A 17,821-nucleotide genomic window follows, 5' to 3' on the forward strand; every position below is an offset into this window, starting at 1 on the left:
TTCCTATTGCGTGTAATATTTATCGAAGTTTAATTTCACTACCATCATGAATCTGCTCGCTAGGATGCAGAATAACTAATTCTTCTTCTTTCAATCCTCGACGAATTTCTGCTTCAAAATCGCTGCGTCGTCCAACTTGAACCAGGCGCCGAACTGCTTTACCATCTTTAATTACAAACGTACACCATGATTGACCACAGCGAAACAGCGAACTTAATGGTGCCTTTAATATACTTTTCCCATCCCAAATTATAATTTTTACATCAACACGGTAAGCATCACCAAGAGATTTAGCTGTATCAACAAAATCACCAATTACGTTGACACGCTGTTCTTCCACCCCCAAGGCAGAAACTTTGGTAAATGCAGAAGGTTCTATCCGTCTAACTTTTGCTTTAATTGCTTGAATATCTCCTCCTTGGTCAATTAATATAGTGTCTCCGATTTGAATTTTGGTTGCATCACTCGAAAGTACATCAATAACTAGCTCTAGTTGCGAGATATTACCTACTTCAAGTACAGGTGTACCTGATGTAACGAACTGGGCACTTTCTTTTTGCACTCGCAGTACTTGGCCACTTACAGGTGAGTAAATATTAGTACGTGCGGCTTCATCTCTCAACTTTGAAAGTTCTGCTTCAACGCTGGCGATACGAGCATCATAGACTTTAAGTAAATAATCAGGGTCTTTTTGCTCTTGTTGTAAAACTAAAAGCGTCGCGCGTGCAACTTCAACCTCATTGGCAGATGCTTTTGCTGCAAGCTTTACAGTTTCTAGTTCTTTAGCTTTAGTTATTTGATTAAGTTCTGCAACTTCCCTATTTTGACGGGGAATAGCACCAGATGTCTGTAATTGCTGGGCACGCTGAGTATCTCGTTGCGCTTGTTCCAATGCAGCTTGTGCTTGTACAACTCTTGCCTCTGCTTGTTGCTGTGTTGCAAGTGCTGCTTGGATACGTTTTTGTGCTTGTTCGAGGTTGGCTGGCTTTGGGCGTTGCGTTGCTACTCCTTGACGTTGCGCGCGCCATTCTGCCAATCTTCCCAAAGCCTCTTTCACCGAGGAAGTCAGAGGAAGTGGGTCGATACGTGCGACTACTGCTCCTTGTTCAACTTTATCGCCTTCATCCAATTCTATTCGTGCGAGACGACCATCGACAGGCGCCGAAATTGTATAACGATTACGCACTCGTGTTTTACCTTCAGCATTAACGCTAACCTGCAATTCACCGCGACTAAGGCGCCTGGTATCTACAGGAATAGGAGTAGGACGGAAAGCTTGTACAATTAAAACAACGGTAGTAAAAGCAATTGTAAAATAGATAAACAGTTTGGGCGATATTTTAGGTAAGCGTTTCCTTAATCGTTTAGTTTCCGAAATTGGTTCATTCTCGTTCGGTTGTTCTTTTAACCACCTGGAAGGTAAAAGTTTCATGTTGAATTGTTTGTATATAAATTTACCTAGATGCTTAAATTGTGGCTATATATATTAAGATTAAACAGTAAAATTGAGGAAGTTGTGAGGATGTTTATTCTCTCATTTTTAACACAGCAATTAAATCTAGGTTCTTCAAATGGCGCCGGACAATTAACCCAGAGATAATTGCAGCAATTGTCACTACCACAAATGCGAAAGCGTAAGTTGCTTTAGTTACAACTAAGGGAATACGGTAAAGTTCTGAGTTGTAAGTTAGAGACATCAACGCACAAAAACCAAACCCGATTGCAAATCCCAAAGGTATTGCTAGAAGCGTTAAAACAGCTTGTTCACCTAAAAGAATCACTGAAATTTCTGCCTGGGTAAAACCGATAACACGCAAAGTAGCCAATTCTCGACTGCGTTCGGATAAAGCTATACGCGCAGCGTTGTAAACCACCCCAAAGGCAATTACGCAAGCAAAGACAACTAATACAGTTGTAAAAACACCAAGACTACCTGCAATTGTTTCTTGAAAGCGCTTAATTGCCATTTCCCGCACGGTAACACCAGCTACCCCTGGTGTTTGCTTTAACATTTTATACAATCTATCAATTTGCAAAGAGTCGGCTGCTAAATATGCTCCTGATACAGTTCTACCTTCGCGCATCAATTGATTTAATGCTTGTATATCCATGTATGCCGCGACACCAATTAATTCATCTACTAAACCAGCTACAGCGACTGTACGTGTAGGCCTTTCTGCTTCTAATACTTCCACCGTTAAAGTATCACCGGGTTTAACACCTAAGATTTCTGCTAGTTTTGTTGTTAGTAGCACCCCATTGGATGGTAAATTCACAGGACGCAAATTTTTATTTAACAGGCGCCTTAGTTCTGCATTTGGCTCTAAACCTGTCAGTGCAATTCGGTAGTCACGGTGTTCAAAACGTAATTTAGCTGGTACAGCGCGGAATGTTTCGGTACGCAATACACCAGGTAGATGGGCAACTTCATACCGCACGCGCGAGGGTCGTGGTTCATTAAACACAATCATCACGTCTTCACGCTGAACGTTGCGAAATTGCACATCAATTATGTGTTGCATTGCATCGCTAAAATAACTACCGACAACTAATATCGCCACTGCAAGAGCTATTCCAATGATAGAAAAACATGCTTGTATTGGCTTGCGTTCGAGGTTTCGCAGAATCATTCGACTTACAGGAGAAAGTAAACATTCAAACCCCAGACGTTCGATAATCGTAGGATGAAAATGTGCAGGTGGTTCGGGACGCATTGCTTCTGCTGGTGGTAGCGAAACTGCTTTTTCCACTGCCATAAATCCACCAATCACCGCAGCACCACCACTAATTAAAATAGAGAGCATCACTAAACCAATTCCAGCTTCGTAGCGCAGTAAAGGAAACGAGAAAAACCTAGTATAGTTTTGAGTAACAGCAGCACCAAACCAGAGTCCAAGGGCTGTACCGAATGCGGCGCCTGCCAATACAATAACTAAAACAAACTTTAAATAATGTAAACCAATATCTGTATTACTGTATCCGAAAGCTTTGAGAACTGCTATTTGGTCGCGTTGGGTGGCGATAAGCCGAGAAAGCAAGATATGTAAGAGAAACGCAGCAATTCCAAGAAATATAGATGGTACTATTGTTGCAGTTCCTTGGAGTTGGCTAATTTCTTCCGAGAGAAAACGGTTAGAAAGTTGGTAAGAACGACCATAGGCGCCAAAACCACCATAATTCTCTAAAAGTTTATCTAGGCGAAATATCACATCAGCTTCAACAGCACCTCGCATACACGAAAGCGTCACATCATTAAATGCACCATCCATATTAAAAGCAGTACCTAAAGCTTCGCGTCCCATCCAAAAAACACCAAACCGTTCATTATCAGGGAAAACATCACCCGTTCCTTGAATAGCATAAACATACTCTGGTGAGAGCGCTATCCCCACAATTCGCAGCTTTTGCCAACGTCCATTAATAATGGCGCCAACAGAATCACCTAAATCTAGTTTGTGTACTTTAGCAAAGCTTTCGCTAATTAATACCTCATCATCTTTATCTGGTTGAATATAACGCCCCCGCCGAATAAAAATATCATTGAGCATTGGCATCTGTAGCCGTGGTATCGATATTAACCGCCCAGTTGCAGGTTCACTCCGTCCAGGAATATCGAGACTCACATCTGCAACCACTCGTGTTTGTACCTGTGCGACTCCAGGGATATCTTGAATTTGTATTGCTAAAGATTCTGGCGCGCGTTTAAGTTGAGCGAAAACCTGGGCAAAGCGGTACTGTTCGTAATAACTAGCTTGGGAAAGTTTTAATGAGTCATAAGCACTCAGCATCGAGACAAAACTGGCAATACCACAAGCGACAACTAGCGCTATGGCAATAATTTGACCTCGCTGATGCATTAAGTCACGGGTAAGCTTTATATCGAGCGGTTTCATAATTATGTAGAGACGTTACATGTAACGTCTCAAATCAAGGATTTATCAGCCTATCACCCAATTTAGCCTAAGTTTTGGCGCCGACTATTCCATCTGCCTCCCTCTAAAGTAGTAAATTTACGATTTACTTACTTTGTTAAAAGTTTACATAAACTAATTTTTATTTGTATTAAGTTTTTTCCTCACAAATTCCTCAAATTATTTCCGTAATCTCAAAACAGACTTAGCTAATGCAACGTACATTTGATAACAAGCGAGTAATTAAGCCAACAACGGTGGTATTGCTTTGCCATCTATTAATTTATTATTGGCAGTATCCGAATGCGTGATTAATGGTGAATATAGGAATATGAGGGCAAAAGAATATGAAAGGTATCAAAAGAAACTCATTGATTCTGATATTGGTATCGGTCTTAAGTGTAATTGTTTTTTCTTTAACAGCTTTAGCGCAAACTGAAATTAATATCAACAAGAATAATATTATTCGGATTGGCGGTGATGTGGTTGTTGCTCCTAAGCAAAAGGTGGAAAATGCTCACGCGATAGGTGGTGACGTAACAATTGGTGAGGGTGCAAGAGTTACCCAGACAGCAATTGCAGTTGATGGTGATGTAATTTTAGAAAAAGGCGCCCGTGTGGATGGCGATGTTTATGCTGTAGGTGGAGAAATTATTGCAGCGACCGGGGCTACCATTGGTGGTGCTTCTGGTACAGCTTTAGACAGTGGCAGATGGGGAACATACGGTTACCGAAGGAGGGGAATTGGTAACTTTTTCCGTTATCTTTTCCATATTGGATTTCACATTCTCAACGTCGCTGTAGTTACTATTATTGGTGTTTTACTTCTACTTTGGCGCCCAAATTTTTTGCTTAACCTAGCAGCAAATGTTAGAGAATATCCGCTTCAATGTGGATTATGGGGTTTAGGCGGTTTGTTTGCGGTAATTTTGCTAATTATCTTCCTGGCAGTTAGTTTAGTCGGAATTCCATTGTTACCCTTAGTTGGTTTAGCTGTCACTATTGCATTCGTACTAGGAAATATGGGAATTGCTCTTTGGGTTGGGCAAAGAATTTTAACTAGGAGAGAACGAACAACTATGCAAGAATTTCTGATTGGGATGCTAATTTTGGGTTTAATCGGTTTGATTCCCGTATTAGGAGGACTTATGTCGTCAGTAGTAAATATTTTTGGTTTGGGTGCATTAATTACGTGGTTGCTAAGTAAAAGGCGAACAAGGTCTGTTGTATAGATGTTGTATAGATATTCAAAGTTACCATTCCAACTGAGTCGGAGATAATTTTTCTTTATTCAGTTTCACGTTTGTAATCTGTCCACTTCGCATTGTAATTACCCTATCAGCCATTGCTGCAATACCAGCATTGTGGGTAATAACTACCGTTGTCGTCCCTAGTTCCTGGTTTACCTGTTCCAAAGCTTCCAATACCAGTTTACCTGTTTGATAATCCAAGGCGCCTGTAGGTTCATCACATAATAACACTTCAGGACGCTTGGCAATCGCGCGGGCAATAGCAACTCGTTGTTGCTCACCTCCTGACATTTGTGCTGGAAAGTGATTGAGACGTTCTTTTAGTCCGACTAAGTTTAACGCATCTTCAGGACGTAAAGGATGGCGAGCAATTTCCGTCACAAGTGCCACATTTTCTTTAGCTGTTAAACTGGGAATTAGGTTATAAAACTGGAAAATAAAACCAACACAATTGCGACGAAAACGAGTTAGTTCTGCATCACTCGCATTTTGCAAGTTATGTCCTCTGAAAAATACTTCACCGCTAGTTGGTACATCTAAACCACCAAGTATGTTTAATAACGTTGATTTTCCGCTACCACTAGCTCCTAGTAATACTACTAACTCGCCTTCGTAAAGTTCTAGGTCTATTCCTAATAATGCATGAACTTCCACCTCACCCATGCGATAAACCTTAGTGATATTTTTGACATTAAATATGCCTACTAGTGGCATAGTTGACTCACTGTAAATGACTGAGTGTTTTTCTGGCAGATTGTCCATAACCACACCGAATAGCTTATCAAAATTGTTTATTCTTACTCTTTGGAGAATATATAATGTTTCCGTAATCTCCAATAGCAATTACTTCATCATCTTGGCGCCAATTGTTATTTTCTATAACGTAGTCAAATTTTTCTTTTAATTCTTCGTCAGACAAACGTTCTAAACTTTTCGCCCATGATAGCCCAAAATTAAAGGGAAGTGAGATAGTTGATTCTTGTTGCCTAGTAGTATTTACAAATTTGTAATATTGTCCCATTGCTCGTTACCCAATTTTTGTAAATATTTGTAAAAATTAATTATTTTATAGAGACGCAATATTGTCTAGAGACACGATATCCTGTAGAGACGCAATATCCTTGAGAGACTCCATTAATGGAGTCTCTACAGTGTTACAAATAACACTATAATATTGTTAGCATTATTTGGAACATTTATCAATTGTTCAATTGCTTTATACCATTTCTATATGAAGATGCGCTTTATTACTCTTACTCCCCCCTTATTAAGGGGGGCAGGGGGGGATTTAATTATTTGCAGCTTCATATTAAATTGGTATTAATTAATAATGTTTTTTCTCACTTGGCTCACCTTCAAACGGTTGAACTCCTGTTTCAGGGAAATCATCGTCTCTAGGAGCAAAAATTCTAGACACTGCCCCGGAAAGGTAGGTAATGATTTTTTGAGGTACTTCTTTTACTGCTTGTAAAATTCCATTTGTATTAGAATTCGTCATATTTAACCCCTTTGTTCGTGTGAGATTGATTTAGATTACTCCCTTTTTAAATTAGAACAAAAACTTGAGGAACTTGTGAAGATGCGATTTTTAATTATAATTTATACTTATTCATATGTTTGTAAAAATTAATTTTATGATGTAAAGCTGGCTGCGCGCGAGTATCGCTCATTTAATTCAAGCAAGTGTTCATTTACCCGAATTAATTCCCTAGCGCGTTCTGCTACTTTTCTTTCTAACTCATCCTTAGATTTGCGTAAATCAGCTTCGATTTTTTTACGTGTACTAATGTCAGTAACCGTACCTAGCATTCGCATTGCTTCCCCTGCATCGTTATAGTAAAATTGACCTCGCGCTTCAATCCAGTGAATGCTACCATCTTGCCAGACAATACGAAACTCGTGATGGTACTTAGTATGTTCTGAGCGAACCTGGTTGATTTTTGAATGTAAACTTTCCCGGTCAGATTTTAGAACGCAATTTATAAAAGTGTCAAAAGTACCATCAAATGAGCCGGGAGTCATACCGAACAACCGTTCGTGAGTTTCTGACCAACTTATTTGGTTAATCAATACATTCCAGTCCCAAATACCTATTTCAGCAGCTTCCAAAAAGAGCGCAAGTCGTTGGTTTTCTTGTTGTGCCATTCGCCGAACTAATTTTATCCGCTCTAAACGATTGATAATTCGGGTGACAAGTTCGGGACCAACGAACGGTTTACTAACAAAATCATCTGCACCAACACTAAAAACTTGATTGACAATATCTGCATCGTTATGAACTGTTAAAAATAGAATCGGTAACTCACTCCAATCAGAATGATTACGCACTGAAGAGCAAAGTTCAATGCCACTGACTCCAGGCATTTCTACATCTAAAATTAATAAATCTGGCTTGACTGCTTCCAGAGTTTCCCAAAATGCGCGCGGTTCGGCAAGAGTTTTGACTCTAAGCCCCCAAGGTGTAAGTAAAGTTTGTAGTAATTCTAATATCTTTGGGTCATCGTCTACAGCTAAAATAAGCGAATGCTCCTGAAACGGTATTGCATCGGTAGTATATTGAGAATGCTGCGGTTCTAACTCGATTTCTTGCCGCAAAGCTTTTATTAATGCACCAAGTTGTACAGCATTATTTAATGAAATAGTTTCTTCTTTGAGTAATCTTTCTATTTTGCGTGCAATTTTAGAACCTTCTGGAAAGCCAAAAGTACCAAGCGAACCTGCTAACGTATGCGCTTCTTTTTTCGCTTGGCAATGCAATTCTTGATTTAAAGCATTTTGAACTAATGCTTGAGATGCTTCTTCTAATATATTAACCTGTTCGGCAACTCGCCCTTTAAATTTCTGCCAAACTTTATTTATAGCCAAAGCAGTTTGTTGCGATTTTGACTCGGATTTGGAATGAGATACTGGATTTACTTGTAATTCGTAAGCTTCCTTCTGTTTACTTCCACTACTTTCTGACTGCGACTTGAGACGATAGCCTATACCGTACACCGTTTCAATTAAACTACTAGAGGCGCCTTTCTCTTTTAACTTCTGCCGCAAACCTTTTATATGAGTACGAACTGCTTCCTCACCAGGAGTATCTTCGTAAGACCACAGATGCTCCAAAATCATACCGCAGCTAAACACCCGTCGGCTGTTTCGCAAAAAAAGCTCTAATAATGCATACTCTTTAGGAGTTAAAGGCACTAATTGGTCGTCATAACTAACCTCGCAGCTTGTGGGGTCAAGCCGTAATTTACCCCACTCCAGAATAGGTTGTGAAGTAACTCCTCCTCGACGCAATAGCGCACGAACACGAGCAACAAGCTCTTCAGCGTCGAACGGTTTAACTAAATAATCATCTGCACCAGCGTCAAGTCCAATCGCTTTTTCGTGACTGCTATCTCGACCAGTTATTAAAAGGATTGGAACGAGCAAACCATGAGCGCGTATTTGCCGACATAAGCTAATCCCGTCTAGCTTGGGTAGCATGACATCGAGAAGTAATAAATCGTAATCAAAGTTTTCAATTAACTCCCAACCCGATAAGCCGTTATTCGCTACCTCGACGACGTAATTTTGATTGCGAAGAATGGCTGCAAGCGCCTCCGAGACAAATCCATCATCTTCCACAATTAAAATTTTCATGGCAAAAACTTTTCCTGGTATTACATGATTTTTAACCTGACGAAAGTTAAAATTATACGTACAATTCACTAACTCTTTAATTATTTCATCATATTAATATTTTTTTCAATTTTAATACATAACTTAAAACTACTGTAACATAACTCAACATTCAGCTAGCAGGCGCCAACCTCTGATTCTGAAAAATTGCGTGATTATCCGAAGCTTTCAGACATATATATAGACGTATCTGAGCTACCACTGTCTACTAGTAAGCTAGTATTATTTTCTAAGTTTGAGGAGTTGCTGATTCTACGTTGAATAATTTGAATTAGCTGTTGTGGTTTAAAAGATTCTAGGTTAACAAAATTACCTGCTTGTAGCCATTGTAATTCTTGTAATGTTAATGTACTACGAATCTCATTAGGTAGCTGTACTTCATCTACAGTCAAAGATGATTTTTCTACAAGTAGATTATTTTTATTAGCCAAGACTTGCCGAGGTGTGATACCTATATCAATAATAGTGACATTTGTATCTTTAAACCAGTCAGGACTTGTGCTGAGACGATGTACTACACATAAACCTTCGGATGTACAGTTGTGCAGTGCGTAAACTTTTAATTCTGGGTTGCGTCGTAGCATTTGCATTGTGGTATCAAAAATGCTTTGAGGGTATCCAGTAATACTAAGAATCGCACAATTATTTTCAAAGTGAAAGTTGTTAGCAATTAAAAACTGAGCTATATCTGCACTATCACAAACTACCAATCTATCAAAACTATAAGCTGTAACATCAAAATTAACTTGGGTCGGAATATTATACTCTTGTGCAGGCGCCAGTCTTCGCGGTATCTTACTATTTATACTTTCCCATCGATTTAATAATTCTAAAAATCGGGCTTCAGATATTGCTAACTTCTCAACTAGCTCACTTTTACGGTTTTTAACTACCTTTCCACTATATATAGCTATAACTCCAACAAGTAAACTAATAATTTCCCAATATTCCCAAGCGACTAAACTACCTAGCACCCCAGTCCCAATAATAATGACGCCCAATGTATATAATACTCTACTGTTTTTCTGTAACTCTTGGTCAGTAAGATTCATTGGACTACTATTTATTAAAGTCAAACCTATATTAAGTAACCCAACTGCACCAGCAATTATAAAATATACAATCGGTGATTTATAATCTTCGTATAAAGCATTACCTAGTGTAAAAGTAATTAAAGCATTGATAACAATGTAACTAGTAATATCAAGTCCCTTAGATTTAAATAAATAATTTTTAGGTTTAAGCTTGCGATGTAAAAAATAAAAAAGTTGCTTTGATGTAAAATTTAGAGTATTGTTTACAGAAATACCTATAATTAAATTTTGAAAGAACGTATCAGTAACTTTACTTAAATAATACGGCGTGGCAGTTCTAAGTTCAAAGGCAAATTCATGACCGCAATTTTTGCATTTGCCTTGATTTTCATATCTTTCTTTAAGTTTATTGTCAGTTCCGCATTGAATACACTTCATATTATTTTTCTGGTAGAAATTAAATTACACGATATATTAAAAAAGCCGAAGTATTTAGCTTCGACTTTTTGAGCTTTCATCTATGATACAAGAGCGCACGCCCTTAACGAACACGTTAAGATTGTCTTCCAAACCTAACTAGCAACTCCTCGCGTGGTAGCTGCGATAGTTGTATCAACAAAGGAGTAAATTCTTCTGGAGATAGTGGTAATAGTGTTTCTACAATTGACTGAAGCTCGTTATCTACTGAGCCAAAACGAACTCGTAATAAATTTTCGATAGTAGTGCGTCGTTCCTCTTGGCGCCCTTCTTGACGACCTTCTTGACGACTTTGTTGTTGAATTTGTTCTTTCTCTTGTTGGTAAAGCGGCTTCAGTCTCATAATCAACTCCCTATCAGTTTCATTTGTTTTCTTTTCAGCTGCCAAGTTGTTACGCAAGTTATACAATAATTCTAACCCTACTTCTTTGTAAGGGTTATTATCTGGCAACGCTTGGAGTTCGTCGATTGCCCGTTCTTGAACTTTGCCGCGTCCAAGAACTCTTAACCACAGCGTTTCGGGTATTTTGGGCAGTTGATGGATGGCAACTATTGCTGCTCGTAAACCCGGTGCTAAGAAATATACTCCTTTTGGCCAGCCTTTTCTTGCACTGGCGCCGAAGTACGACAGTTTTCTTTTAGATGCTGTTGGTGTTAATATCCATACTTTTGGTATTTCTGAGGATTTTAATTTTTTATCTGCTTTTTTATTCTTATTCTTCTTATTGCTTTTACCTCTATTTGCCTTACGTCGTAAAAAAGCCTTTACTTCTAGCTGCTTAAGTAGACAATCTCCAATCTCATCTGCTGTTGCTGCGTTTCGATAAGGTTCGAGTATTGCGGGGTATTGTGCAAATTGCCCAAGTAGACCCAATGATTGTAAGTTTGCTTTTTGTTGTGAGTCGGGTGTGAAGTAAACATCAATTAACCTGATTTCCCCTGATACACGCTTGGGTGATTCGACTTTTCCAGATGGCGCCAGTAATGCTTCCAAATAATCTTTACTAAATTGGTCGTGTATGAATATGGTCATTTAATTGGCGATTCCCTAATAAGTTTTGAATGTTGTAACTCACATCATATTGTTTTTAACGTATATGTGTACTACCTTAAAGGAAATCAAATCAAACTTTTATTTTTTGTTTACGAAAAATTTATGTTAATATTCGCAATAAATGATGAACGGATAGTAACAAATAACTTATCCGTTACATCCGTTATATCCGTTGCCAGTGTTACCCGAAGCTCTGAGTTGAGTAGATGTAAGTATCTGAGCTACTAGCTATCAGCAAACCGCTGTCGCTTTCTAAACTTAAAGTGTTTGCAATTCCCCGTTGAATGATTTGAATTAACTGTTGTGGTCTAAAAGATTCTAAATTAACAAAATTACCTGCTTGTAACCATTGTAATTCGTCTGGTGAGAGATTATTACGAATTTCACTAGGTAATTGACTTGCTTCGCTTGCTGATTGCGATGATGTTTCTATAAAAATATTCTTTTTGGCGCCAATTGCTTGGCGAGGTGTTATACCTATATCAATAATGGTAATATTACTGTTTTGAAACCAGTTTGAACTTGTTCTGAGACGGTTGATTAAACCCAAACCTCTTGGTGTACAATTATGTAATGCATAAACTTTTAATTCCGGGTTACGTCGCAGCATATCCATCGTGGTTTGAAATATGCTTTCTGGATAACCTGTAACGCTGAGGATAGCACAGTTATTTTCAAAGTGAAAATTATTGGCGATTAAAAACTGTGCTATATCTGCACTATCACATACTATTAATCTGTCAAAGCTATATGCTGTGACATCGGGGTTGATAGGAGTAGTTTGATTATTTAGGTTTTGCGGCGCCAAAAGTAGTTTTTGAATATTACCATTAACTCTCTGCCAGCGGTTAAGCCAGTCTTGATAATCTGATTCACCGATGAGAAATTCTTGGGCTACGCTGGTTTTATGTTGTAACGTGGCGCCTTTATATATAGAAAACATTGCTAAAAGTACTGCTATCACAAATACAGGAAATGACTTAAGTAATATAGTACTGCTAAATATACCGATAATTAAAATACATATTCCTACAAATATAAGTGATTTTGTACTTGCTTTTCGACTTGCAGCATTAAGCTTTGGTGATTTGGTATTTTTGATAAGAGTCGTAATTATAATTATTTGATAGATGAAATTTGCAGTCAACCCACCAACTGTACCTCCAAAAGAGCTAAAGAATATAGTAAAAAATACCATGCCAAAAATGTAACCGCAGCCAAATCCACCACTATTAAAAGCTTTGTTTCTAAATCTGTTATCTAAAAGATAAAACATCTGTTTGGGTGTAAAAAACAGAGTGTTATTTATAGAAATATCGCTAAGTGCTTTAGCAAACATTGGGTCAGTCAATTTCGTTGTACCCATGCTTGTTGGTTCAAACACGAAAGCATGACCGCATTTTGAACATTTTCCGTAGTTAGCTGTTCTGTCTTTGAGGTTATTGTCAGTTCCGCAATTGATACATTTCATAGTTATTTAGTAATCTTTAAATAATTTGATTTGCTAGCAAAACACTGTAATCTTCACGCTTGCGAATTAAACGGTGATTCCCGTTTTCGATTAAAACTTCTGCTGGTCTAGGACGGTGTAAAAAGTGTGACGACATTGCATACCCATAGGCGCCGACATCTAAAATAGCGACAATATCATTAATATTCAACGCTGGTAACAAACAGTTTTTACCTAAATAGTCGCGCGAGTATGTTGTATTGCCGCAAACATCTGTTTGATATAAATTAGAAGATGTAGAAGATGGATAAGCAATGATTTCTCGATAACCACCATGAACGCTAGGCACACTTAAATTAGCCACAGTAGTATCAACACCAACAATTTGTTTCTCCGATTGCCATTTAACCGAAACAACTTTAGCAAGTAGAATAGCACATCCAGCAATTGCAGCTCTACCAGGTTCAATCACTAATTGTATTGGGATATCTAATTTCTCTAAACAACAAGTTAACTCGGCGCCAAAAAATTCCCAATCAAAAGCGGCGCCACCATGACGATAAGGATAACCAAACCCACCGCCAAAATCTAAATATTCCCAATCAGGTAATTTACCTGCAACACTAAAAACGCTTTCAATAGCTTGAGTAAAAGCAGTAGTAGCATTAGTACCAGTACCCCGATAGAAATGTAAACCGCTAACTTTCAACCCAGCATCACGAGCAATACTCGACGCTTTACCAAAATCATCAGGATGCACACCAATACGACTATCACCAGTCAACTCAGGAAAATTCAAACGCAACCCCAATCTTACCTCTTTTTTCTGATTCCAAAAATTATAAACCTGACAGAATAACTCCAACTGTGAAACACTATCCAAATTAAACGTCCTAACCCCCCACTCCAAAACCATTAACATCTCATCATAATTAAGATTGCTACCACTATAAACAATCTTCTCTGGACTAAACCCAGCTTGCAGACCTAAATAAACATCCCCAGGAGTATTAGCATGAAGTCCCCACCCACAATCTTTAAAAATTTTGAGCAAAGCCACATTTCCATTCGTCACACTCGCAAACCGAAACTGCGTTCCATTATACCTAACAGATGCACTAATATGATTAATAGTTTGCCGTAACTTATCCGCATCATATATATATAGAGGCGAACCGTATACATCTAATAGTTCCTTAATTAAGTTTTCCATTTCTTGTAAAATCTCCAAACTTGACGAGGTAATACAAACGGATGATTCAACTCTTTTCTACCAGGTATTTCACCAAACACGTAAACTCGCCATAACTCCCACATAATTAGTAACCATAAAATTTCACCAACACGGCGCCCACTAACAGCAGCGCTCAATTCTCCACTGACAATTTTAGCTGCAATATCTGGCTGAAAAACACCTTCGCTACGTAAAATACCAGGATTTAACCAATCACCTAACTTATCCCAAAACTCATGCAAACACCAAGAAGTTAACGGTACTCCCATACCACGCTTTTGGCGCCAAACGATTTCTTTTGGTAGCCAACCATCAACCGCGCGTTTCAAGATATACTTTTCACAACTACCTTGCAGCATTAATTCTCCACTCAAACGAAATGACCATTGCGTTAACGGTAAATCGCAAAAAGGAGAACGAACTTTTAACATGTGCGAAAACCCAATATTAGTAGCTCTAGGCTGAATATTTTGGGCGCCTTTTAACATTAGCGAAGCGCGCCGTAAGCGATGCATCAATTCATAACTATATTTAGATTCAAGAGCTTCCTGTAACCAATCTTCGGCACTTAATGAATTAATTTGATGACGAACACCAAGTTGATAGACACTTTTCTCATAACCCCAAAGACGGTGAAAAGTTTTTATATACTGACGAATAAAACTTTCTTCTCCATCGGGGTGTTGAGCTTGATAAATAGCAGCAGCAATTAAAGGTTTATTTGTCCAACCAGCAAATAACTGGTCGCCATTTTCGCCATTAAATATTACCCTAGTTTCTTGACTAGCAGCTTGCGCCAAAAGAAACAAAGGTACTGTTACGCCATCACCAAAAGGTAAATCAAGCGCTTTAACTGTAGGTATCAAAGCTTTCTGAATATCACCAGGACTAGCACCAACTTTTACCAAAGGGATATTTAAATGCTGTGCAACAATTTCTGCATATGGATATTCGGGAATACCTGCATTGCCAAAGTCAAGAGTATAAGCTTTGACTTTTACACCTGCTTGCACTAGTAACGCTGCAATAATAGAAGAATCTAATCCACCTGATAAACAAACTCCTACAGGTTCATCATTTAAATCATTTATTTGACGATTAACAGCATCTTTAAGTAAAACTTGTAATTCTTCTATTGCTGTGTTTTCATCATATATTAAATCTGTCGCCTGTTGGAATTGTAGTAGTTGTTTTTGTCGTATAAAATTAATTTCATTATCATTATAATTCCAACTTAATTCTATACCAGCTTCTACAGCTTGAATTTGGCTAACTGGAGTTACAGGGGTAGGAACGTATGAAAAACAATTATACCCATAAAGTGCAGCGATATTAATCTCAGGCGCCTTTAGTAGTGGTAAAAGTAATTGCAACTGAGAAGCAAACCAAATTACTTGCTCTTGCTGCATCCAATACAAAGGAACTCGTCCAAATGGGTCTCGACCTAAAACTAGAGTACGGTCTTCAAGACGTACCCACGCATCAGGAAAATCATCCATTCCAGATGCTGATATCGAGACAATATGATTTGATCTAATCTTAGCCGAATCTGGTTGAAAATTAGAAATATAAGCAACATTATATATAATATCGCTATCATTCTGAGCATCTAATTTATAATATTTTACTTTAATCTTGCTGAAAAGTTTTTCGAGTTCTTGACTTTGATTATAACCCCAATAGCCAACAAAATGATAATTACAAGCGATGCTACCCATATTATTAAATTATTTTACCTCAAAAGTTTCCTCACCAAGCACTCTACCATCTAATAACATTTGTACTTTCCACTTACCAACTGCGGCGCCGGAGTTGAGTGTATATTTACAGTGAGTATCCCAAACGGACGTAGTAATACTTTTTGTTTCATAACTATTTTGCTTGACAGTTTGACCGCTAGGATTTATCCAATTACAAGATAAATTTAACTTTTGACCGACAGGTGCCTCTTTGAGAGTTACGCGGTAAAAAAACTCAGCATTACTTCCACTATTTTGAGTATTAGTAATTTTCTCACTTTGTACAGCTACACGAGCCAAGGAGCTACTACGCTGCTGTGAAATAAATATTCCGCTACCTATAATTAATACCAAAGCCGCAGCAACAGAGCCAAAAATCAACTTATTGCGACGTTTTTCGGTTTCCAAAGCTTGACTGCGTGCGACTTGCGTCATTGCTTCACCAAGTAACTCAGGAGGTAAATTCAACTCGTCAAGTATTTGCTTGACTTGCTCTGGTTCGAGTTCTTGTTCTTGACGCTCTTTTAGGCGCCCTAGTTCTACGATTATTCGGTCTAGTTGTTCTTGGGTTAATCTTTGATTCATAGAATAATTAAAGTAATGAACCATAAAGGAAGAGATAGCCGTTATAACATATTTTTAAAAGCGACTACAGAGCGGCTTGCTTCAATTCCGTAAAAAACTCGCTACTTAGAAAGACCTTTACCTCCTGTTAACTTATTTAAATCGGTCTACTATATAATTTCTATAACAAAAGCAGAATTTTATGCATATTCAGAAAAATTTCTCTGTACAGACGCGTTCACGCAGTGTCCCGCAGGGATTAATCGCGTCTCTACCACCATATGCCTCCTAAACCTCAGTTAGAATTTAATTGGTGCGCTCCTGTTTCTGGTGATGGTTTTTACTTAGGATTACCAACTTGGGAACGTTCACCAGAGTTTGAATATATAGTACAAATATTTAGAACTGCTGAAAAATTTGGCTTCAAGCAACTTTTAATTGGTATGGGTTTTACTCATCATACTTTGGAAGCATGGACTTTAGCGACAGCAGTACTAACACAAACTAACTATGCAAGTGCAATGGTGGCAGTGCGTCCAGGTTTTATTAGCGCACCTGTTCTTGCAAAAATGGCTGTTACATTAGACCATATCAGTCGAGGGCGCCTTTCACTAAATATTGTTACAGGTGGTAGACCAACTGAGCAAGCGATGTATGGAGATTATTTAGACCATGACGGACGATATCGTCGTACCCGTGAGTTTATGCAAATTTGCCGGCAGTTATGGTTGAATAATATTGCTTTTGATTTTGATGGAGAATTTTATCAGCTTCAAGGTAGCAAATTAGAAACTTTGCCTTTACAACCAGGTGGCCCTACATTTTATTTTGGTGGTGCTAGCGACATGGCGCAACAAGTAGGCGCCGAGTTGAGTGATGTTTATTTAATGTGGGCTGAAACGTTTGAACAAATAGAAGCTCGAATTCATAAAATGCGTCTATTAGTAAAAGCTTGTGGTCGTGAAAAGTTGGTAAGGTACGGTGTACGAGTTAACATTATTACTCGCTCTACTGAGATAGAAGCAAGAGAAGCGGCAAGAGAAATGATATCTAAAGTTAACCCTGATATACTTACTAAAGCCCGTGCTACAGAATATCCTAATACTAAGCGTGAAAGTGTTGGGCAAGGGCGCCAATGGGAGTTACGGGCTAATTCTACCGACGAATGGTATATTGAACCACATCTATGGGCAGGTATTTCTATAGTTAGAAGCGGCGCCGGAATGACTATTGTTGGTAGTTATAAGCAGGTAGCGGAATATGTAGTCAAGTATATTAACTTAGGAATAACGGTATTTATTTTATCAGGTTATCCTCACTTAGAAGAGTGCGAGAACGTTGGAAGAAATGTTCTACCCCTAGTTAGAGAAAAATATTTGAAATTTATATAAAATTTATATAATTTATTTCTTTAGGTTCATTATATATACATCACA

At 38.2% G+C, this 17,821-nt stretch carries 14 protein-coding genes; 2 read left to right on the forward strand and 12 right to left on the reverse strand.

What is annotated here, in order from left to right; genetic code table 11:
* Positions 1–19: 19 nt before the first annotated feature.
* Both DSM106972_RS32440 and DSM106972_RS32445 read right to left on the reverse strand, forming a co-directional pair.
* Complete coding sequence (locus DSM106972_RS32440; protein ID WP_127084567.1) at positions 20–1,432, reverse strand: efflux RND transporter periplasmic adaptor subunit; 1,413 nt, start codon at positions 1,430–1,432, stop codon at positions 20–22.
* A gap of 94 nt (positions 1,433–1,526) precedes the next feature.
* Positions 1,527–3,893 (reverse strand): ABC transporter permease, encoded by a 2,367-nt coding sequence (locus DSM106972_RS32445; RefSeq protein WP_127084568.1) that lies wholly within the window; start codon positions 3,891–3,893, stop codon positions 1,527–1,529.
* 365 nt (positions 3,894–4,258) lie between these two features.
* Here DSM106972_RS32445 and DSM106972_RS32450 point away from each other — a divergent pair, with 365 nt between their 5' ends.
* Positions 4,259–5,143, forward strand: coding sequence for a DUF8173 domain-containing protein (locus DSM106972_RS32450; RefSeq protein ID WP_127084569.1), 885 nt, complete (start codon positions 4,259–4,261; stop codon positions 5,141–5,143).
* A 21-nt stretch (positions 5,144–5,164) separates the two neighbouring features.
* Here DSM106972_RS32450 and DSM106972_RS32455 read toward each other — a convergent pair whose 3' ends face one another.
* The 10 genes from DSM106972_RS32455 to DSM106972_RS32495 all read right to left on the reverse strand — a co-directional run bounded on the left by DSM106972_RS32455 (position 5,165) and on the right by DSM106972_RS32495 (position 16,406).
* Entirely contained in the window at positions 5,165–5,875 is a 711-nt protein-coding gene (locus DSM106972_RS32455; protein ID WP_127084570.1) for an ABC transporter ATP-binding protein, read from the reverse strand.
* Positions 5,876–5,942: 67 nt separating this feature from the next.
* The gene (locus tag DSM106972_RS32460) at positions 5,943–6,182 is read right to left on the reverse strand and encodes a hypothetical protein (RefSeq protein ID WP_127084571.1); all 240 of its coding nucleotides are present in this window, start codon (positions 6,180–6,182) and stop codon (positions 5,943–5,945) included.
* Positions 6,183–6,485: 303 nt separating this feature from the next.
* The gene (locus DSM106972_RS52290) at positions 6,486–6,659 is read right to left on the reverse strand and encodes a hypothetical protein (RefSeq protein ID WP_170213615.1); all 174 of its coding nucleotides are present in this window, start codon (positions 6,657–6,659) and stop codon (positions 6,486–6,488) included.
* Positions 6,660–6,793: 134 nt separating this feature from the next.
* Positions 6,794–8,794, reverse strand: coding sequence for a response regulator (locus DSM106972_RS32465; RefSeq protein WP_127084572.1), 2,001 nt, complete (start codon positions 8,792–8,794; stop codon positions 6,794–6,796).
* Between the two features lie 194 nt (positions 8,795–8,988).
* The gene (locus DSM106972_RS32470) at positions 8,989–10,305 is read right to left on the reverse strand and encodes a toprim domain-containing protein (RefSeq protein WP_127084573.1); all 1,317 of its coding nucleotides are present in this window, start codon (positions 10,303–10,305) and stop codon (positions 8,989–8,991) included.
* A 115-nt stretch (positions 10,306–10,420) separates the two neighbouring features.
* On the reverse strand, positions 10,421–11,377 hold the full coding sequence (locus DSM106972_RS32475) for a hypothetical protein (RefSeq protein WP_127084574.1): 957 nt from the start codon (positions 11,375–11,377) through the stop codon (positions 10,421–10,423).
* 202 nt (positions 11,378–11,579) lie between these two features.
* Complete coding sequence (locus DSM106972_RS32480) at positions 11,580–12,869, reverse strand: toprim domain-containing protein (protein ID WP_127084575.1); 1,290 nt, start codon at positions 12,867–12,869, stop codon at positions 11,580–11,582.
* Positions 12,870–12,885: 16 nt separating this feature from the next.
* Positions 12,886–14,061 (reverse strand): diaminopimelate decarboxylase family protein, encoded by a 1,176-nt coding sequence (locus DSM106972_RS32485; protein ID WP_127084576.1) that lies wholly within the window; start codon positions 14,059–14,061, stop codon positions 12,886–12,888.
* Entirely contained in the window at positions 14,049–15,800 is a 1,752-nt protein-coding gene (locus tag DSM106972_RS32490; RefSeq protein WP_325052236.1) for an asparagine synthetase B family protein, read from the reverse strand. The genes DSM106972_RS32485 and DSM106972_RS32490 overlap by 13 nt, the downstream gene beginning before the upstream one ends.
* A gap of 9 nt (positions 15,801–15,809) precedes the next feature.
* Positions 15,810–16,406 carry a DUF3859 domain-containing protein gene (locus DSM106972_RS32495; RefSeq protein ID WP_233787405.1) on the reverse strand — a complete coding sequence of 199 codons (597 nt, stop codon included), beginning with the start codon at positions 16,404–16,406 and terminating at the stop codon, positions 15,810–15,812.
* A 260-nt stretch (positions 16,407–16,666) separates the two neighbouring features.
* Here DSM106972_RS32495 and DSM106972_RS32500 point away from each other — a divergent pair, with 260 nt between their 5' ends.
* The gene (locus DSM106972_RS32500; RefSeq protein ID WP_127084578.1) at positions 16,667–17,776 is read left to right on the forward strand and encodes an LLM class flavin-dependent oxidoreductase; all 1,110 of its coding nucleotides are present in this window, start codon (positions 16,667–16,669) and stop codon (positions 17,774–17,776) included.
* Positions 17,777–17,821 lie beyond the last annotated feature (45 nt).

The sequence above is a fragment of the Dulcicalothrix desertica PCC 7102 genome (genome assembly GCF_003991905.1).
Classification (GTDB): domain Bacteria; phylum Cyanobacteriota; class Cyanobacteriia; order Cyanobacteriales; family Nostocaceae; genus Dulcicalothrix; species Dulcicalothrix desertica.